Raw genomic sequence first — 19420 nt, 5'->3', positions numbered from 1 at the left:
AATATATTATGTTATTAAATATGAAGCAGTTATTAGAAGTAGCACAAAAACATCAATTTGCCGTTGGAGCATTTAATGTAGCAGATAGTAACTTTTTGAGAGTAGTAGTTGAAGAGGCAGAAAGCAATAATTCTCCTGCGATAATTGCAGTACATCCAACTGAATTAGACTTTGTCAAAGATGATTTTTTCTCTTATGTATTAACGAGAATTAAAAATAGCCATGTTCCATTTGTTCTGCATTTAGATCATGGCGGAAATATGGCTGATATTATGCGGGCGATTCATGCAGGCTTTAGTTCCGTCATGATTGATGGCTCCTTGCTTTCTTTAGAAGAAAATATTCAGTTAACGAAACAGATAGTAGAAGTGAGCCATTCGCTGGGAGTATCAGTGGAAGGAGAATTAGGAACAATTGGAAATACAGGTACATCAGTAGAGGGCGGGGTATCGGAGGTAATTTATACTAGACCAGAAGACGCCCAAGAATTTGTAGAGAAAACAGGGGTAGATACATTGGCAATTGCAATCGGTACTTGTCACGGTATTTATCCAAAAGATATGGAGCCAAAGTTGAGAATGGATATTTTAAAAGAAATTAAAGAAACGGTCGACATTCCTCTTGTGCTTCATGGCGGCTCAGCTAATCCAGATGAAGAAATTGCAGAGGCTGTTCAGATTGGTATTCAAAAAGTGAATATCTCATCAGATTATAAGTACGCATTTTATAAAAAATGCCGTGAGATTTTAGCTGAAACAGAGCTTTGGGATCCTAACGCAATATATCCAGCATGCATTGATGCAGCTAAAGAAATAGTAAAATATAAAATGAATTTATTTCAATCCATTGGAAAAGCTGAAATTTACAGAGAAGAAAATGTGACGGCATGGCGTAGAGAATGGTTATAAGCAGTAGGAAGAGGGGAGATAATCCTCTCTTTTTTTATAATCGAATTATTTTTTTATGTCCTCATTAAATGGTGCAGATATAGGTTTCTGTGCTATTTTAATCGTTTTAAAGAGAAATCTAAATTTATTTTTTAATCAGTACCTTGCAATGAACAATACTAAATGGTATATTATTGGCAATAGGTATTATTTTTACTATGGTACTGTTTATTATAAGGTACTGAATGATGAATAAAGGTAGGTGGAAAAGATGAATGTACAGTTTAAAAAGGGTGTCTTAGAGTTATGTGTACTTGTTCTTTTAGATAAAAAGGACCGCTATGGCTATGAACTCGTTCAAAAGATATCCAATCAAATTGAAATTTCAGAGGGCTCTGTTTATCCCCTCTTAAGAAGATTAACAAAAGAAGAATATTTTACAACTTATTTACAAGAGTCAACAGAAGGTCCTTCGCGTAAATACTACAAGTTAACCGATAAAGGAAGAACCTATCTTAATAAACTTATTACGGAATGGAATGAATTTTCTAATGGTGTCAATCAATTAATAAAAGAAGGTGTAAATAATGACTAAAGAGCAATTTTTAAAACAGCTCCAAGCTGGATTAAAAAAGCTTCCGCAAGAGGAACGAAAAGATATCATCCATGATTATGAAGAACATTTTTTTATAGGCAAAGAAGATGGAAAAACAGAGGAAGAAATAGCCAAGTCTTTAGGATCTCCTCAGCAAATTACGAAAGAATTAATAGCTGCCTATCACCTTGAAAAGGTGGAAAAAAGCAGAACAACGGGAAATATTCTTCGAGCAGTATGGGCGGTTATTGGTTTAGGATTCTTTAATTTGGTTATTGTACTTGGACCATTTCTTGTGATAGCATCCCTTATTCTATCAGGGTGGATAGTTGGTGCGTCTTTTATACTCTCCCCACTACTTGTTCTTGTGGACAGTGTTTTTCATCCAGGTAGTTTTGCATTTTTTAAATTATTTATGACCATTTTGCTAGTGGGATTAGGAATTTTTATTGTAATTGGTATGTATTACATTACAAGAATTTCTTCAAAAGGCTTTATCAATTATTTGAAATTTAATGCAAAATTGGTGAAGGGAGGCCAAAAGCATGATTAGTCTAAAAAAATTAATGGTCACTGGACTTATTCTTGTTCTAATTGGCGGCATAGGGGCATTCCTAACATTCCGCGATAACAGTATAGATATTCATGAAGAGAAAGTATTTAAGGAAAATGATATTACTGGAATTGAAGTAGATTCCAATAATGCAGGGATTGAAATTATTCCCACAGCAGAGAAGGAAACAAAGGTTGTGTTGCAAGGAAAAGGTTCCTCTGAAACGAAGGGAAGTTTTACTGCCAAGGTAGTTGGGGAAAAACTGGTTGTAAATTGGAATGAAAAACAAATTAGCTTTTTTCAGATGAATTTTATAGATGAATCACTTACCTTAAAAATTCTTGTACCTGTGAAGGAATATAAATCCCTTCGCATAAATAATGATAATGGAAAGATTGATTTAGCGGACCTAATGGTTGAGCAAGTACAGGCAGAAAGTAATAATGGTCGCATCCATCTGCAAAATATTCAATCCAGAAGTGTAGAAGTAAACTCTGACAATGGAAGAGTATCGCTGGATCATGTAAGCGGAAGCGTGAAAGGAGAAACGAATAATGGGAGAATTTCGATGAAAACTGCCACATTGGATCAGGCGATACAGCTGGAAACAGATGATGGCAGTATCGAAATTGTAACAGATAAGGAACCAACAAATGTCACATTCGATGTTCAAGTTGATGATGGCAGCATCAATATTTTAGATAAATACAAAGGAAGTACCGTGATTGGAAACGGAGAAAATAAAGTAAAGCTGAAAACAAATAATGGGAAAATTAGGGTGGGGAATTAAAAAAAGGCAGCTTTTTTAAGCTGTCTTTTTTATCTGCCGATATAAATATAAATTTTCTTGTGAAAAGAAAATTTGGTATCGCATTCAAACTATATAAAAAATAAAAGCCTCCGATATATAGAAAGTAAATGGACAAAAGAATAAAGCTAGAAGCATTCAGGGGGATAGAATGAAAATAAAATATCAATTGGCAATCATTTTCTTCATTTTAATTATTTCTTTGTTGGGGATTGGCGGATTTAGCAATATGAGTCTGCAGTCGTTAATTGCAAATAGTAAAGAACTGACAGAGGCAAAAGAAATGCAGCGTCTAGTTACTCATTTGCAATATCGAATTGCTGGAATTTCTAATGACGAGCGTGGCTTTCTTCTTACCGGAAATAAAGAATATAGTGACGGAATTAATGAGAAAGAGTCAGACATTCATGATACTTTGAAAACAATGGAGACTTTATCTAATTATTATGAGTATAAAGAAGATATCCAAACGTTTCAATCCAGTCTACAAACGTACTTAGCCACAAGTGACAAAGTGCCTGGGGCTTATATCGAAGATCCATCTGCTGCAGAAAAACTCCATTTTGGGGATTTACGGACATTAAGGAAAGAAGTTTTAGATCCGGCAGTTAATGAATTAGTGGAACATATTAATCAAGATGTTATTCAGTTGGAAGAACAAAATCAAAAAAATAATAAAATAACAAAAACGGTATTAATCGTAATTATCATCGTGGCAGCACTATTGAGTATTGTCTTAGGTTTTCTGTTATTAAAGTCTATTTTACGACCATTAAATAAAATTAATAATCAACTTCAAAGTATTGCTTCTGGAGAAGGGGACTTAACACAGCGAGTAAATGTGAATGGGAAAAACGAATTTGGTCAATTAGCACATTCGTTTAACGCATTCGTCGATTCTCTTCAAATAATGATAAAAAGTGTAGGGCAGACGTCTAAAAATGTTGCACAAGCTTCAGATGAATTAGCTTCCAGTATGGAACAATCGACTGTAGCGGTAGAGCAAGTGGCGGATGCTGTTCAAACCATTGCAGAGAATGGAAATAAGCAAGATTCACTTACCCAGAATAGTTTAATAGAAGTTAATAATTCCTTGAAAAATATTAAGGATGTGGCCCATACTGCCAGCGAAGTTGCAAATGAATCTCTGCTTATTAAAGAAAAAGCAAAAGAAGGGGAATTGGCATTGACTGAAATGCAAATGCAGATGGAGGCAATTCATGCATCTGTTGATTTAGCAGGAGATGGATTAAAATCACTTGTTTTAAGTACAAATGAAATTAATGAGGTACTTGCAAGTATTCAAGATATATCCAATCAAACCAATCTGCTAGCATTGAATGCATCCATTGAAGCAGCAAGAGCAGGAGAACATGGAAAAGGATTTGCGATTGTAGCAGAGGAAGTTCGAAAGCTATCAGAAATGACAGGTACTTCTGTAAATCAAATACACGATCTGATAAGTTCTATTCATGACCACTCAAACACGACAGAAAAAAATATGTCTTTTGTAATAGAAAATGTAGATGCTGGTACGAAATTATCTGATACTACAAATGAACATATTAAGGAAATATTAAATCGTGTTGAATCCATTGCAGATCATATTAAAAAGATGGCAGAAACAGCACAAGAAATTACGGCAGAAGTACAAGAGGTACAAGATTCAGTGGAAGAAATAGCTCATACTTCTCGCGAAACTTTAGAAAGAACGGAAAGTGTTGCAGCAGCAACAGAAGAACAAACTGCCTCATTCCAAGAAATAACAAGCTCAAGCATGGCATTATCTAAAATGGCAGAGGAGCTTCAAGAACTAGTGCACCGATTTAAAATCTAAGAAAGAATGTAAAAAAAGAGAAACTGTGTGAGATTTTCTAGATCAAATTTAAAAAGATCGAAAAAAATTAAGGAGGCAAGTACCCAAGGATTTCGAACAAGTATAGGTCTGAACAATTATACAATTATGTGCATATATTGTATAATTGTTCGTTTTTTATTCGGTATAAGTGGTAATCATCCGCAGATTGCATAAGCTTGCTAGTGGGCGAGCACCAAGCTGCTTCATTTATTGATCTACTGCGTTAATAGGAGATGAATTACTTTGCAAGTTTTCTCTCTCTTTTAAAAGTAAAAAGCTTATAAAGATTGTATTAACCAATCCTATTATTCCATAACACCATATCGGCATTCTGAGAGCTTCATACCATAACATGTTAATAAAGTATACACCAATAGCTATTAACAACGAATTACTTATCAAAGTTAATAGGGCTTTTTTTACAATGAAAAATGAATATAGTCTCCAAATAGCAATAATTAGCGCAGCAATACTTGTCATAGTCAAAGACATTAACGCAATAGAGCGTACGTTTTGTTCTTGATGAAACACTTCTGCTGTAAAAAAGAATTTTGTAAATATATTGGTGAGAAAATAAAAACTTGTTAGATAAATAGAACTAGCCAAAAAGGAGATAGGTATCCATTTCAAATATATAAAAATGGCGTTTTTACTCCTGTTTGACGGTTTTCTTTTTTCCTGAATGGTTTCAGCAATTGATGTCACAACTATAATGAATACTAATAAATATAAATCGTGTAATGGGAGTTTTCCTTTAAAGATGTCCATTAAGAAAAGAAAAGCATCCTTTAATTCCATTAACATTATCTATTCCAACCTTTCAATTATGTACTACCTGTTATACGAAAGGAAATATAGGAATGTTTCAATAATTATATATTTTTTCAGATTTAGGAAACTTTTCCTGATTAGCTATATGTTACCTCAGTTAAAAGAAATGACTATTTGCCTGGATAAAAAATTGGGATTGTTCATAGTTATAGGTAACTTTTGAAAAGTCAAAAGGCTGCCCATTAGTTAGATGAAAAATGCTCTCTACCAATAATTTAGGATTATCTTTTTCTAATCCCAAATAAGCAGCTTCTTCTTCCGTTAATTTCCCTACATGTAAATACACATCTGAAAAGCCTACTTTTAGCCCTAAGCCTTTTGTTATGTAATGAAAAATAGATTCCGCTACGATTTCTTTATTTAAATACGTAATGAAGGCTTTATTATACCAAGATTCCTCTAAACAAAGAGTTTGGCCGTTAATATAGCGAATTCTCTTTACGTAATAAACCTCCTCGTGAAGCTCCATATTTAAATTTAGGGCAATTTCCTCAGTCGGTTTTCTTATCTCTAATTCGATTATTTTGGAGGTTAGAGTATAATCCTCTAAATCTGTTTTAAATCCTTGATTGGAAAGCAAGCTGATATAGCCTTTTCGATTCTGTCGTCTTACAAAAATTCCACTGCCTCTTACTTGAAAAATGATTCCCCTTTTTTCAAGAAGCTCAAGCGTTTTCGTAATCGTACTTTTACTAACCTCGAATTGCTTCATTAATGTCTCAATAACTGGCAGCTTACTGCCTTGCTTTAAGCCATGCTCTTCAATATATTTTTCTATTTCTTCTGCGATTTGCTGGTATTTTAACATAATATATACCTCGATTATCTTAAACGTTATAGCTGGATTATAGCATATATAGGAAAAAAACTCATTTGGATTAATTAGGTATAAAAATATTATATTGTATTTATCATATTGTACCGGTACAATTATAATATAAGTGTAATCTAAAAAATAATGTAAAGGAAAAGACAATTTAATAGTATAAAAAGGAGGAAAATAAGGATGAGCAAAATGCCGAAAGATTTTTTATGGGGTGGAGCATTAGCTGCACATCAATTTGAAGGTGGTTGGAATCAAGGCGGTAAAGGTCCAAGTGTAGTAGATGTTATGACAGCAGGTGCTCATGGAGTACCTAGGAAAATAACAGACTTGATTGAAGAAAATCAATTTTATCCAAATCATGAAGCAATTGATTTTTACCATCGTTACAAAGAGGATATTGCCTTGTTTGCTGAAATGGGGTTAAAGTGTTTACGAACTTCCATTGGCTGGAGCAGAATTTTTCCAAAAGGGGATGAATTAGAACCGAATGAAGAAGGACTGCGCTTCTATGACCAAGTATTTGATGAATTACTTAAATACGGAATACAGCCAGTTATTACCTTATCCCATTTTGAAATGCCGTTACATCTAGCAAGAGAATATGGCGGTTTTAGAAATAGAAAAGTAGTTGATTGTTTTGTCCGCTTTGCCGAAGCATGCTTCCATCGATATAAAGACAAAGTAAAATACTGGATGACTTTTAATGAAATCAACAATCAAATGGATGTTTCTAATCCGCTCTTTTTGTGGACAAATTCTGGAGTAACCGTCAAAGAAGGAGAAAATGCGAAAGAAGTGATGTATCAAACTGCTCATCATGAGCTAGTTGCAAGTGCATTAGCTGTGTCTATTGGCAAAAAAATAAATCCTGATTTCCAAATTGGAGCAATGGTTTCCCATATTCCTATCTATCCATTTTCTTCTAATCCAGAAGATGTGATGCTAGCGGAAGAAGAAATGAGACAAAGATATTTCTTCCCAGATGTGCAAGTTCGTGGATATTATCCTAGTTATGCCTTAAAGGAATTTAAGCGAGAAGGCTATTCGATTACAATGAAGCCAGAGGATGCTGAGATTTTACGCAATGGGACAGTTGATTATTTAGGATTTAGCTACTATATGTCCACTACCGTAAAGAGCGATGTGAAAAATAATAATACAGGGGATATTGTAAATGGCGCCTTGCCAAATGCGGTTGAAAATCCGTACATCAAAGCAAGCGATTGGGGCTGGTCCATTGATCCGACAGGTCTGCGCTATGTGTTAAATCGTCTATATGACCGCTATCAAATACCTTTATTTATTGTAGAAAATGGATTTGGCGCTATTGATACTGTCGAAGCTGATGGCTCTATTCATGACAAGGAAAGAATTGCCTACTTAAAGGCGCATATTGAAGCATTAGAGAAAGCGGTAATGTATGATGGAGTAGATTTGATTGGATATACGCCATGGGGAATTATTGATATTGTTTCCTTTACAACAGGAGAAATGAAAAAACGCTATGGAATGATTTATGTAGATCGAGATAATCAAGGGAAAGGAACCATGAGCCGTTCGAAAAAAGACTCCTTTTATTGGTATCAGGAAGTGATTAAGTCAAACGGGGAAAAGCTGTAATAGAAAAAGGAAGGGGATGTTTTCCTCTTCCTTTCTTTGTATTGTATACTTGATTTTTAATGAAATTTACTATTTTGCGAGAAATAAATTTAGTATTTTTTAATTATAGCTTGCTTCTAATTCATCTATTAAGCTTCCAACATAGGCAATTGCTTTTCGGATTGGCTCAGGGGTGGACATATCTACATTTGCTAGTTTCATTAAATCGAATGGTTTTAAAGTGCCGCCGGCTTTTAAAACTTTTAGCCATCGCTCAACAGCAGGCTGTCCTTCTTCCTCAATCATTGCTGATACGGCAGTTGAAGCTGTAAGCCCAGCGGAGTACGTATATGGGTAAAGACCCATATAATAATGGGGTTGGCGCATCCATGTTAGGCCTGCTGCTTCATCTATTTCCACACTGTCTCCCCAGAATGATTTTAAGACATCGATATTTTGTTCACATAATACTTTAGCTGTAATCGGAGTTCCTTGTTCTGCTAAGTCATAAACTTTTCTTTGGAGTGCCCCTTCTAAAATATGGGTAACAAAATTATGATAATACGTTCCTAGTGATTGGAGAATTACCCATCTTCTAATTTGATTGTTTGAAGATTGTTTCATAATATACTTGCTCAAAAGCATTTCGTTCATGGTGGATGGAGCTTCAATAAAGTATCGAGATGGACGGGTATTTGAAATAATTTGATTTTTGCCAGCAAGAGCAAAATGTCCAGCATGTCCAAGTTCATGTGCTAAGGTAAACGTATTACGCATTGAGTTATGCCATGTCATTAAAATGTATGGATGTACTCCATACGGGCTGGAGCAGAAGGCACCTGATCGTTTTCCATGGTTATCTGCTAAGTCTACCCAGCGGTCTTTTAAGCCTTTTTCCATTATTTCCATATATTCTGGTCCCATAATATTAAGCGCTTCTAAGATAAGCTTGGAAGCTTCCTCGTACGTAATTTTAGGATCATAGGATGTGTCGAGCGGAGCCTTTAAATCACAATAATGGATTTTTTCTAAACCTAATACACGCTCTTTTAATTTGGCGAATCTGCGCATATGTGGAGCCAATTCTGTAAGAATGGTATCCAATTGGTTATGGTACATTTCTTTTGTGACTTGTTGTTCTTGTAAAAGCATGTCTGTTACAGATTCATAGTTTCGTAAACGAGATTCTATTATTTGTTTTTTAACTTCTGTTCCATAGGTAGCCGCATATGTATTTTTATAACGGTTAAGGCCAGCCGAAAAGGCTTCATATGCTTTTCTTCTTACTTCTTTATCTGCCGATTCTTCGTACTTTTCGAAAGAATTAAATGTCAAAGGATATTCTGTCCCGTCACTTGTTATAAAGGAGGAAAACTCCATATCTGATGTTTTACTTCTTTGATAAATCATATAAGGAGAACGCTGGATTTCACCAAATGCTGCTAATACTTCCTCTGCTTCAGGTGTTAACATATGTGGCTTCAAATCCATTAAGTCCGTTAGTGTTTTGGAAAAAAGCTGTAGTTCTTCTTCCTCGTTCAGGTATGTATTTATTTTATCGTTTGCAAGCGTAAGAATCTCTGAATTAATAAAAGAAAGGCTTGAGCTTACTTTTGCATAGAGGGAAGAAACAATTGCATCGTTCTCTTGATTGGAAGGATTAGATCCGTCTGCAGATTGATTAAGGTTTGCATAAGTGAGAACTCTCACTAATCTTTCATCCAATGCATCTCGAGCTTTTAGACAATCTAGCAAGATTTTAGCGTTTTGGTGAAGCTTCCCTTTAAATTGTGTCACAGTAGGAATATCTTCTTCAATCGCTTCTACTTCCCTTTTCCAATCAGCTTCGCTTTCGAACAAATCGCGCAAATTCCAGGTTTGTTCGAAAGGAACTTCGGAACGATAAAGTGTTTTTTCCATTTCTTTATTCATAAACATTCTCCTCTGTCACCTATTTATTTCGTTTTTCGAAACGATTAGTTTGATTATACAATAAAAAATTGAACTATAGGAATATTTTGTTTATTATATTTTTTAATGATAATTTGTAGAAGATAAAGATAAAAAACTACGCTTCTTATGATAAATAATTGTATAATGGTTAAAACTCACCATTTCACCAAATTTTACATTTTAAGGTAAAAGAATGACCGCTGAAATTGGAATAAACAAAAAGGAATGAAAAGAAATTGCCCTTAAAGTTTTCACGAAAAAAAAGATTTTATTTATTATTTTTTATCTGCATTGTCTCCATGTTTATCATTTTTATGTTCTCCCATATGCCGTATGAAGAACAGGATATTAAGCCATTTTTACGAGATAAGATAGACCTGACAAATGTTCCATTCCCCTCTATAACATTTGAGTATGATGGCCAGATTATCTCTTCGGATTCTGACCCATATGGTTTTATCGAATTTTTATTTCGAAAAGCAGGGCATGTAATTGGTTATTGCCTCTTAACTTTGCTGTTATTTCTCACCCTGATGCAAACGAAAATCAAACGACCATGGGTGTATCTATTAAGTGGTGCTCTTTCTATTGCTTATGCATTAACAGATGAGTGGCACCAAAGCTTTGTTCCCGGAAGAACAGGCCATTGGCAAGACGCCATCATTATCGACGGAACTGGCGTTATATTAGGATTAGTCATTGGTTTTATAGGTACTATATTTTTTAAAAAGAGGAAAACGAAGGGAAGGTTTTAGGGATTCCTAAAGAAAGGAGAAGTGAAGTGATTGTACCAAGATAAAGAATTAACAGTAAGACCGATTAAGGAGGAAGATCTTTATCAGCTTTGGACACTGGCATTTAAAGAAGAAAATCCTGAATGGAAAAAATGGGATGCTCCGTATTATGCACATAAAGCATTAAGTTATGAAGGATTCTTAAAAACTCAAAAAGAGCGCTTCTTAGAAAGAGATGATTACTGGGCAATTGTTGTAGGGGAAGAACTAATAGGAACGGTTGGCTACTACTGGGAACATGAACCGTCCAAATGGTTAGAGATGGGAATAGTTATCTATAATCCAAACTACTGGAGTGGTGGATATGGAACGCGGGTATTGAAGCTATGGATCGACCATTTATTTAAGACTTTGCCATTAGTTCGAGTTGGATATACAACATGGTCAGGGAATGAGCGAATGATAAAGGTAGGAGAAAAGCTGGGCATGACAATGGAAGGACGCATGAGAAAGTGCCGCTACTATAACGGTGTATATTATGACTCCATACGGATGGGGATATTAAGAGAAGAATGGGAAGCATTTATAGACGGAAACAAATCAAATGCTGGAAAGATAAATAAATAAAAACAGTGCAAAGGAATATTATGTTAGGTAAAAGTAATATGAAAATTAAGTTCTCGTACTCATGCTTAACATATATTTTATTAGTATAATAGTAGAAAATCAGGAATAAAAGGGTAAATTGTATAGAAGTTACAGCATCACCGGAATTAAGTAGGCGTGGAAAATAACTGAATGGAGTGAGGTCCATGAAGAAAGAGGTTGGATACGTATTTTTCTGCCAGCATTGTGGATTGCCTCAACGTATTCCAGCGTTTGTGCTAAAAACATACTTATGTGATGACATCGTAAAACAATTCTATTGCAATAATTGCAGCCGAGAAAATCTAATTCCTTCTTATATAAAAAAGCTGAAATCAGAATTATAGAACAAGGTCAAGTGATGCACTTGGCCTTTTTTTCTAAGAAATTATAGGTGCTTCTGCATCCACTCTTCTTAGAATCATTTCAAGCTGTGGAAAATTGAAAGAGCCTTTTCTATTTTTTATGAGTAATTACTAATAAATTGTACAAACTATTTAAAGTAGAGAAATAACTCAAGGTCATAAGTAGACAAAAACAGGTCTCTTTAACTCCGATTATTGGAGATTCTTAAACGTGCCTCTCCCTTCAATAATGGAAATTTTTTAAGGAGGAGATGAATAAAATGAACTACAAGGAATATTGGGATAAAATTAATGAAATAAATGGACAATTACATTCATTATATTCTTCCTATTGGGATAAATATTCAGATTTTTCTACATGGCAGTTTTGGATCATTCTTCTATCTTTATTAGTACCATTAATCATATTATATTTTATGGTAGACAGAAGGAGATTATTTGAAATATTATTCTTTGGCTATACTGTTCATCTACTTTGGGCATACATAGACCTTGCACTGAGTAGAACTAATTTCTTAACACATACCCACTTTCTTACACCGGTGCTTCCTAATGCATTAAATATTACAGGTTCCTTTCTGCCAGTAGGGTTTATGCTAGTGTATCAATATGCAACGAATCGCAAGAAAAACTTTTATATCCTAACCGTGTTATTGAGTGCTGTGTATACTTTTATATGCGCTAATATTGAAAAATCAATGGGCTTGGTAACGTTTCATGGAGGAATTAACGTTATTCATTTATTCCTTTTGGATTTATTTATTGTATTTGTAGCATATTGGTTTACTAGGTTATTGTTGAAATTTAGAATCCTCAAGAAAGACGAGCAGCAATAGCGTTTATTACTAGCGTGTATTTAAAAGGCACATGCTAGTTTTTTTTGCGTTCCAGAAGAAGGTAGGAAAGTGAAAAATCGAGAATTGCAGGAAAAACGCTATGGAAAAACTAAGATGTACTCCAAATAGAAGGGAGAAGCGAAAAAAGTGGCGTTCATTACCAAGATGAAAGCCAAAATAGAAGGGAGAAGCGAAAAAAGTGGCGTTCATTACCAAGATGAAAGCCAAAATGGAAGGGAGAAGCGAAAAAAGTGGCGTTCATTACCAAGATGAAAGCCAAAATGGAAGGGAGAAGCGAAAAAAGTGGCGTTCATCAGCAAAATGAAAGCTGAAACGGAAGGGAGAAGTGAAAAAAAGTGGCATTCATCAGCAAGATGAAAGCCAAAAAGGAAAGAAAATGCAAACAAAAAAGCATTCATTGCAAAGTTGAAACCAAAAATCATCGAAGAGCTAAAAAGAGTTAACAGCTAATCTCTCCTCACCTTCGAGGAAAACAAACAATGCATTTGAGGGAAAACGTAACGAGGTGTATACTTGCCAATGAAGAGTGTTAAAGGGGGAATTATTTTGTTACAAAAGCCAAAGGCTATTTTTCTTGATATGGATGGTACTATTTTAAATCACCAGAATCAAGTAAGCGTGAAGACAAAGGAGATTATTGATGATCTACGCAAGGATGGTCTATTCGTATTTATAGCTACAGGAAGATCTTTTGATGAAATTGAATCCGTCGTGCCAGAAGGATTTAAAGTGGATGGATATGTTACTTCAAACGGCATGGCTGGTTACATAGGAAAGGAACCTATTTTTCAGCATACTCTACCTTTAGAACTAGTCGAAACAATTATTAAAAAGGCAAGAGAGAATAAAGTATATTATGAGTTATTTCCATATGGGGACTCTCGAATGACATTAAGTCAGGATAAAGAATATGTTATACAAGAGATCAGAGAACCGAAACCAGAAAGCGTAGGTATTAATGAATGGCTTTCTCGAAAAGAAGCTATCAGTAGAAAGATTGCTTGGAAGGACACGATTGAAGGCAAAGAGTTTTCCAAGTTCTATTTTTTTGCTCGAACAAAAGAACATATTAATCAATGGAAACAGGTGCTAGAAGACTTAAGAAAAGAAATCGACTTTACAGCATCTACTTCATCTGCACATAATGTGGAAGTAATGGTTGCTAACGTAAATAAAGCCACTGGTATTAAAGAGATGTTAGAAAGATTTAATCTTTCAGCAGAGGAGACTATGGGAATTGGCGATAGTGATAACGATATCCAAATGCTTCAATTTGTTTCTATGCCGGTTGCTATGCAGAATGCTCCAGACCATATTAAAGAATTGGCAGCAGAAGTAACAGATTTAAGCTGTGATGAAGATGGCGTTTGTCATTTCTTAACAACTCGATTCAAATAACAGATACGGTTCACCATACTTATTCTTTGTTATTGTAAGTGAAAATCAAAACTTCCTTAAGGGACATCAGTCTAGTATTAGTGAGGATAATAGTAAAGGAAACAAGCGGAATAAAGAGCAAAGTGATAAAACAGAAGACGAAAGATAGTCAGCTTTTTAAGAAGCTGGCTTTCTTTCGTTACTCCTTCCTTAAAAACTTTCGATTACAATTTTTAATAAAAGTTAAAGTAAGTTATTTATTTGCAGCAATGCTATATGAGTCAGACCGTTTGGAAAACTTTTTAATTAGCTCAAGAATGAAGTAGTTAATCCATGTAATAACAGGAATGAAAAGTGGCAGCAAGGATAGAGGCGAATGACCAAAACCAAATAATCTCACTTCTTCATTAGAAATATATATAATCCATGTCGTACCTGCTAACACAACGCTATTCCCACAGAATGCAACGAATAGTGCCACCCATTTCTTCTGTGTTTTTGTGAGTGTAAAAATAGAGAGGACTGCAGAAAACAATAAAGATATAAATAGTAAGATAATGACCACTGATCCTTCCTCCATTCCTATTTTAGCTATAGTTTAGCATAAATTTCCTATTTTTACCTCTTATGATTAGTTGGGAAATTTACATTCCTTTACCAAAAATATAAAAAGAATAAGCGATGAAATAATCAACCATTATACTAACTATATTCCTATTTAAATCTTCCGACTTTTTATTTTAATAACGGATTTTGGCCGTCTTTGTAATCTTTTACATAAGGAGTTTTGTCAAGATGAATATCACAGTGGCAGGTACAGGATATGTTGGATTAGTGACAGGTGTTTGTTTAGCAGAGGTTGGTCACAAGGTAATTTGTGTAGATCAAGACCAAGAGAAAATTGTTCTTCTGAATCTAGGGATTTCGCCTATTTATGAGCCAGAGCTAGATAAACTTATAGAAAAAAATTCACAGGCCGGAAAATTAACTTTTACAACTGACTATAACAAAGCCTATGCGCAATCAGATGTTATTTTCATCGGGGTCGGGACGCCCGAAAATGAAGATGGGTCTGCTAACTTAAACTATGTATTTCAAGTCGCAAAGCAAATTGCCGAAAGTGTAAGGCGTGATTGTTTAATTGTTATTAAATCAACCGTTCCCATCGGGACAAATGACCGTGTTGAAACATACATAAAAAATCACTTAAAACATAAGGTTTCGATAGAGGTTGCCTCTAATCCTGAATTTCTTGCCCAAGGAAGTGCCATTAAAGATACACTGCATGCTTCACGAATTGTCATTGGGGTAGAAAGCGAAAGGGCTAAGAAGATTTTAACTTCTATTTATGAACCTTTTCAACAGCCGATTTTAACAATGAATCGTCGCAGTGCAGAAATGGTAAAATACGCATCGAATGATTTTCTGGCTTTAAAGATTTCTTTTATCAATGACATTGCTAATTTATGTGAATCAGTTGGTGCGAATATTGAGGATGTAACAAGTGGAATGAGTTATGATGAGCGCATTGGGAAAAAATTTTTAAATCCAGGCATTGGGTATGGTGGTTCTTGTTTTCCAAAAGATACGAAAGCCCTGCATTGGCTTGCAGAAGAAGAAGGCTATGTTTTACGGACAGTAAAAGCTGCAATTGAGGTCAATGAGAAGCAAAAATTTAAGCTGATTTCAAAGGCGCGGAATGAATTTTCCTCTTTCAATGGAATGAAAGTAGCAGTACTAGGGCTGACCTTTAAGCCTGGAACAGATGATTTGCGTGAAGCTCCTTCTATTCCCAATGTTCGCATATTATTAAGCGAAGGAGCAAAAGTACATGTCTATGATCCAGTAGGGGGAGATAACTTTAAAAAGCACTTTCCTACAGAGGTAGTCTATGAACAAACACCAGAGAAAGCGCTGGAGGGAGCAGATCTTTGCTTTATCTATACAGAATGGGCTGAAATTAAAGCAATAGATTTAACTATTTTAAAAAACAAAATGAACGTACCATTTATATTTGATGGAAGAAATTGTTTTTCCCTAGAGGAAGCAAGTAAGGCAGGTATTAATTATTTCTCCATTGGCCGACCAGAGGTTAGAGAGATAGAGGTTGAACCGATTAGAAGAGCAGCAGGAAGATAACGGTGTGTGGAATAAGAGAAATAGAATAACAACAAACAAAACTCTTCCTTTCTAAGGAGGGTTTTTGTCTGTTGTATAAAGAATAAGCACGTATGTAAATGATTTAGGACAGGGAGTGTGGCGAATTCAAACAGCTTGATAACCCCATCTCCGCCCCAAACTATTTTTTTGCATTGACTAAAGCTCTTATTGTTAGATAATAAAGATAATCGAAATTTTGAAAATTATCTTAATATGGAGGGCTTTTATGTTCTGGACAGAAAAGAAATTGGATGCACGAATCAAGGAACTAGAAAATTATCGCTATCGAGAATCAATTTCCTTGGACTCCTTTTCGATGCAATTAGATGAAGAAGGAGAGATTGGTGCGAGACCACCAGAAAATGGGGAATGGGCTACTATTCATGTCGGAGATCATTGGGCAGGAAGGGATCATTATGCTTGGTTAAAGACAGAGGTAGCAATCCCTATGAGCTGGAAAGGGAAACAGGTATTGGGCTATTTTGATTTTGGCATAACAGATGGTGGAACGAATTCAGGCTTTGAGTCTCTTTTGTATGTAAATAAGAAAATCTATCAAGGTGTAGATGCGAATCATCGGGAAGTTTTTCTCAAAGAGGAACATTGCGGCACAAATGTCAGCTTGATTTTTCGTTTGTGGTCTGGCTTAGAGGGTGGCGGTAAGCCGCGTATTCAGGAGCATAAGATAAAGAAGGCAGAGATTGCCTGGCTAGACGAAGCAACAGATGATTTATACTATACAGCCAAAGCAATGATCCAAACCATACATATTTTAGATGAAAACAGACCAGAGTATCAGACCATCCTAACAGCATTAAATCGATCATTTTATGAAATAGACTGGACAGAACCAGGATCGGATTTATTTTATCAATCTATTAACAAGGCAAATAACTATTTAAATGCAGCATTAGAAAAGATGGACAAGCATGCAGCTGTAACGATTCATGCAATTGGCCACACCCATATTGATGTTGCTTGGTTATGGCGCTTAAAGCATACTCGAGAAAAAGCGGCACGTTCCTTTTCCACCGTATTGCGTTTAATGGAAAGATATCCAGAATACTTATTTATGCAGTCACAGCCTCAGCTATACGCCTATTTAAAAGAGGATTATCCGGAAATCTATGCCCAGCTGAAAGATAGAGTAGCGGAAGGAAGGTGGGAACCAGAAGGCGGGATGTGGCTGGAGCCTGATTGTAATTTGCCTTCAGGTGAATCTTTTGTTCGTCAATTACTTCATGGAACGAGATTCTTAAAAGAAGAATTTGGAGTAACAAGTAAGTACTTATGGCTGCCAGATGTATTTGGCTATAGCTGGTCATTGCCGCAAATTCTTAAACAAGCAAGAATAGAAACTTTTATGACGACGAAGATTAGCTGGAATCAGTATAATCGGATGCCGCATGATACCTTTCAATGGCGAGGCATTGATGGAACAGAAATTTTGACCCACTTTGTAACTACACCGTATCCGAACAGTAGAGGCTGGGCTTATGATTATAATGGAGAAATGCAGGCAGATGTGGTGCAGGGTGCTTGGGATAATTATAAGGACAAAAATATTACGCAAGATTTACTGTTGTCTTATGGCTATGGAGATGGCGGAGGTGGAGTAAATCGGGATATGCTGGAAATGAGAAGACGTTTTGACCGAATTCCAGGCCTGCCTGCTGTTAAATCAACTAAAGCAGGCGATTATTTTGACTTCCTTCATGAAAAAGTGAAGAATACAGAAGAATATGTTCATACATGGGATGGAGAACTCTATTTAGAATTTCATCGAGGAACCTATACCAGTCAAGCTTATAATAAAAGAAGTAATCGCAAACAGGAATTATTGTACCGGGAGACAGAACTGCTTAGTGTACTAGCTGGTGTATTAGCCTCTGATTGGTCCTTTTATCCGCAGGAAGAGCTGCATAAAGGCTGGACGATTTTATTGCGCAATCAGTTCCATGATATCATTCCAGGGTCTTCGATTCGTGAAGTGTATGAAGACAGCCTATTAGAATATGATGAAGCAGAATCACTGGCTTATGAAGCACAAGAGCAAGTATCAACGAGAATAATCGATTCAGATGTCTCTAATCAGTATACCGTGATAAATGACTCTTCATGGCCGCGTTCCGGATTGGTGGAGGTGCCAGTTAAACTTGGACTAGAAGAGGGAGAATGGTCATCAGAAAATGGAAAAGTACTGCAAGTTGAAAAAGTAAATGGAAAGTGGCTTATATTAGTGGAAGAAGTTCCATCACATGGATTAGCTAATCTTTTATTTAAATCGTCGGAAAATCAAGGTATAAATAAGCAGTCTGCTTTTGTGATAAATAATAATGGGATAGAGACACCTTTTTATCAAATTCTTTGGAATGAAAAGGGACAATTAATTCGTATATTTGATAAAAAAGCACAAAGAGATGTGTTAAAGGAAAATCAGGCAGGAAATATCCTGCAAGTATTTGAAGATAAGCCGTTAAGATGGGAAGCTTGGGACATTGATATTTTTTATCAAGAAAAGCATCAAGAGATTTCTACATTAGAAGAGATAGAAATAATCGAAAACAACTCCTTGCGAGCAGTAATAAAGTTTGTGTGGACATATCACCATTCGAAGGTAGAGCAAGAGGTAATTCTCTATGCTGAAAATCCAAGAATAGACTTTAAAACATTTGTTGATTGGCATGAACAGCATCAGCTATTAAAAGTGGCATTTCCAGTTGAAATTCGTTCCACTCAAGCAACCTATGATATTCAGTTTGGAAATGTACAACGACCAACTCATTGGAATACAAGCTGGGATTATGCAAAGTTTGAAACGGTTGGACACCAATGGGCAGATTTATCCGAGCAAGGTTATGGAATAAGTCTTTTAAATGATTGTAAATATGGCTATGACATCAAAGATTCCGTGATGCGTTTGTCCCTTATTAAGGCAGGTACTTACCCAGATTATTTACAAGATCAAGGAGCACATACATTTACTTATTCTCTTCTGCCACATCAAGGTGACTGGAGAGAAGGGAGAACAGTCCAAGAGGCATGGGATTTAAATCAGCCATTAAAAAGTTTGGCAGGAAAGTTACAATCACAAGATTTTGCTTTATTCCATATAGTGTCTGATCATTGCTTGATCGATGCAGTGAAAAAAGCTGAGGATGGGAATAAAGTCATTGTTCGTTTACATGAATTTATGGGAAAAAGAGGAACAGTAGAATTAACCTCAGATGCTCATGTGAAAAGATGGCAGGAATGTAATCTTCTAGAAGAAACAATTGGAGAAAAACAGGAAAATGAAAGGATAACATTCGCGATAAAGCCCTATGAAATTAAAACTTTTTTAGTAGAAATCTAAAGTGAATGAAAAAGGCA

18 protein-coding genes are annotated in these 19420 nt (G+C 35.5%); 14 read left to right on the top strand and 4 right to left on the bottom strand.

Annotated elements, in window-relative coordinates:
* Window positions 1-8: 8 nt before the first annotated feature.
* The 5 genes from MHH96_RS01750 to MHH96_RS01730 all read left to right on the top strand — a co-directional run bounded on the left by MHH96_RS01750 (window position 9) and on the right by MHH96_RS01730 (window position 4680).
* Window positions 9-908, top strand: coding sequence for a ketose-bisphosphate aldolase (locus tag MHH96_RS01750; RefSeq protein ID WP_047943851.1), 900 nt, complete (start codon window positions 9-11; stop codon window positions 906-908).
* A gap of 250 nt (window positions 909-1158) precedes the next feature.
* The gene (locus MHH96_RS01745) at window positions 1159-1482 is read left to right on the top strand and encodes a PadR family transcriptional regulator (protein WP_047943852.1); all 324 of its coding nucleotides are present in this window, start codon (window positions 1159-1161) and stop codon (window positions 1480-1482) included.
* Entirely contained in the window at window positions 1475-2035 is a 561-nt protein-coding gene (locus tag MHH96_RS01740) for an HAAS signaling domain-containing protein (RefSeq protein ID WP_047943853.1), read from the top strand. Before MHH96_RS01745 ends, MHH96_RS01740 begins: the two co-directional genes overlap by 8 nt.
* The gene (locus MHH96_RS01735; protein ID WP_047943854.1) at window positions 2028-2825 is read left to right on the top strand and encodes a DUF4097 family beta strand repeat-containing protein; all 798 of its coding nucleotides are present in this window, start codon (window positions 2028-2030) and stop codon (window positions 2823-2825) included. The genes MHH96_RS01740 and MHH96_RS01735 overlap by 8 nt, the downstream gene beginning before the upstream one ends.
* Before the next feature lie 169 nt (window positions 2826-2994).
* Window positions 2995-4680 carry a methyl-accepting chemotaxis protein gene (locus MHH96_RS01730; protein WP_047943855.1) on the top strand — a complete coding sequence of 562 codons (1686 nt, stop codon included), beginning with the start codon at window positions 2995-2997 and terminating at the stop codon, window positions 4678-4680.
* A 228-nt stretch (window positions 4681-4908) separates the two neighbouring features.
* On the opposite strand, the gene MHH96_RS01725 is transcribed toward MHH96_RS01730, so the two are convergent.
* Together MHH96_RS01725 and MHH96_RS01720 are read right to left on the bottom strand one after the other, a co-directional pair.
* On the bottom strand, window positions 4909-5505 hold the full coding sequence (locus MHH96_RS01725) for a hypothetical protein (protein WP_053215765.1): 597 nt from the start codon (window positions 5503-5505) through the stop codon (window positions 4909-4911).
* 124 nt (window positions 5506-5629) lie between these two features.
* Window positions 5630-6340, bottom strand: a complete 711-nt coding sequence (locus MHH96_RS01720) for a GntR family transcriptional regulator (protein ID WP_047943856.1) — start codon at window positions 6338-6340, stop codon at window positions 5630-5632.
* A gap of 198 nt (window positions 6341-6538) precedes the next feature.
* On the opposite strand from MHH96_RS01720, the gene bglA reads away from it, so the two are divergent.
* On the top strand, window positions 6539-7978 hold the full coding sequence (gene bglA / locus MHH96_RS01715) for a 6-phospho-beta-glucosidase BglA (protein ID WP_047943857.1): 1440 nt from the start codon (window positions 6539-6541) through the stop codon (window positions 7976-7978).
* Between the two features lie 99 nt (window positions 7979-8077).
* Here bglA and pepF read toward each other — a convergent pair whose 3' ends face one another.
* On the bottom strand, window positions 8078-9889 hold the full coding sequence (pepF, locus tag MHH96_RS01710; protein ID WP_047943858.1) for an oligoendopeptidase F: 1812 nt from the start codon (window positions 9887-9889) through the stop codon (window positions 8078-8080).
* A gap of 257 nt (window positions 9890-10146) precedes the next feature.
* On the opposite strand from pepF, the gene MHH96_RS01705 reads away from it, so the two are divergent.
* From MHH96_RS01705 to MHH96_RS01680, 6 genes are all read left to right on the top strand, one after another.
* The gene (locus MHH96_RS01705) at window positions 10147-10665 is read left to right on the top strand and encodes a VanZ family protein (RefSeq protein WP_053215766.1); all 519 of its coding nucleotides are present in this window, start codon (window positions 10147-10149) and stop codon (window positions 10663-10665) included.
* A 30-nt stretch (window positions 10666-10695) separates the two neighbouring features.
* Window positions 10696-11271 (top strand): GNAT family N-acetyltransferase, encoded by a 576-nt coding sequence (locus MHH96_RS01700; protein ID WP_047943859.1) that lies wholly within the window; start codon window positions 10696-10698, stop codon window positions 11269-11271.
* Window positions 11272-11456: 185 nt separating this feature from the next.
* The gene (locus MHH96_RS01695) at window positions 11457-11636 is read left to right on the top strand and encodes a hypothetical protein (protein WP_144544645.1); all 180 of its coding nucleotides are present in this window, start codon (window positions 11457-11459) and stop codon (window positions 11634-11636) included.
* A gap of 278 nt (window positions 11637-11914) precedes the next feature.
* The gene (locus tag MHH96_RS01690; protein ID WP_047943860.1) at window positions 11915-12490 is read left to right on the top strand and encodes a hypothetical protein; all 576 of its coding nucleotides are present in this window, start codon (window positions 11915-11917) and stop codon (window positions 12488-12490) included.
* A 199-nt stretch (window positions 12491-12689) separates the two neighbouring features.
* On the top strand, window positions 12690-12815 hold the full coding sequence (locus tag MHH96_RS01685) for a hypothetical protein (protein ID WP_268874806.1): 126 nt from the start codon (window positions 12690-12692) through the stop codon (window positions 12813-12815).
* 242 nt (window positions 12816-13057) lie between these two features.
* Window positions 13058-13909: an HAD family hydrolase gene (locus MHH96_RS01680; RefSeq protein WP_047943861.1), complete on the top strand. Its 852-nt coding sequence runs from the start codon at window positions 13058-13060 to the stop codon at window positions 13907-13909.
* 232 nt (window positions 13910-14141) lie between these two features.
* Here the strand turns inward: MHH96_RS01680 and MHH96_RS01675 are convergent, their stop codons facing one another.
* Window positions 14142-14453: a hypothetical protein gene (locus tag MHH96_RS01675; RefSeq protein WP_047943862.1), complete on the bottom strand. Its 312-nt coding sequence runs from the start codon at window positions 14451-14453 to the stop codon at window positions 14142-14144.
* 230 nt (window positions 14454-14683) lie between these two features.
* Here MHH96_RS01675 and MHH96_RS01670 point away from each other — a divergent pair, with 230 nt between their 5' ends.
* The gene (locus MHH96_RS01670; RefSeq protein ID WP_061798082.1) at window positions 14684-16027 is read left to right on the top strand and encodes a UDP-glucose dehydrogenase family protein; all 1344 of its coding nucleotides are present in this window, start codon (window positions 14684-14686) and stop codon (window positions 16025-16027) included.
* Between the two features lie 247 nt (window positions 16028-16274).
* Window positions 16275-19403, top strand: coding sequence for an alpha-mannosidase (locus MHH96_RS01665; RefSeq protein ID WP_047943864.1), 3129 nt, complete (start codon window positions 16275-16277; stop codon window positions 19401-19403).
* Window positions 19404-19420: the final 17 nt, after the last annotated feature.

This window comes from Niallia sp. FSL K6-0212, assembly GCF_038007605.1.
In the GTDB taxonomy this organism is placed as follows: domain Bacteria; phylum Bacillota; class Bacilli; order Bacillales; family Cytobacillaceae; genus Niallia; species Niallia circulans.
Note: the sequence above shows the minus strand (reverse complement) of the source record. Positions and strands in the feature narration are given on the sequence as shown.

Coding starts and splice junctions, on each gene's coding strand:
- MHH96_RS01690 (WP_047943860.1), top strand. CDS start 11,915: ATGAACTACAAGGAATATTGGGATAAAATTAATGAAATAAATGGACAA.
- pepF (WP_047943858.1), bottom strand. CDS start 9,889: ATGAATAAAGAAATGGAAAAAACACTTTATCGTTCCGAAGTTCCTTTC.
- MHH96_RS01735 (WP_047943854.1), top strand. CDS start 2,028: ATGATTAGTCTAAAAAAATTAATGGTCACTGGACTTATTCTTGTTCTA.
- bglA (WP_047943857.1), top strand. CDS start 6,539: ATGAGCAAAATGCCGAAAGATTTTTTATGGGGTGGAGCATTAGCTGCA.
- MHH96_RS01725 (WP_053215765.1), bottom strand. CDS start 5,505: ATGTTAATGGAATTAAAGGATGCTTTTCTTTTCTTAATGGACATCTTT.
- MHH96_RS01670 (WP_061798082.1), top strand. CDS start 14,684: ATGAATATCACAGTGGCAGGTACAGGATATGTTGGATTAGTGACAGGT.
- MHH96_RS01740 (WP_047943853.1), top strand. CDS start 1,475: ATGACTAAAGAGCAATTTTTAAAACAGCTCCAAGCTGGATTAAAAAAG.
- MHH96_RS01665 (WP_047943864.1), top strand. CDS start 16,275: ATGTTCTGGACAGAAAAGAAATTGGATGCACGAATCAAGGAACTAGAA.
- MHH96_RS01720 (WP_047943856.1), bottom strand. CDS start 6,340: ATGTTAAAATACCAGCAAATCGCAGAAGAAATAGAAAAATATATTGAA.
- MHH96_RS01745 (WP_047943852.1), top strand. CDS start 1,159: ATGAATGTACAGTTTAAAAAGGGTGTCTTAGAGTTATGTGTACTTGTT.
- MHH96_RS01695 (WP_144544645.1), top strand. CDS start 11,457: ATGAAGAAAGAGGTTGGATACGTATTTTTCTGCCAGCATTGTGGATTG.
- MHH96_RS01750 (WP_047943851.1), top strand. CDS start 9: ATGTTATTAAATATGAAGCAGTTATTAGAAGTAGCACAAAAACATCAA.
- MHH96_RS01730 (WP_047943855.1), top strand. CDS start 2,995: ATGAAAATAAAATATCAATTGGCAATCATTTTCTTCATTTTAATTATT.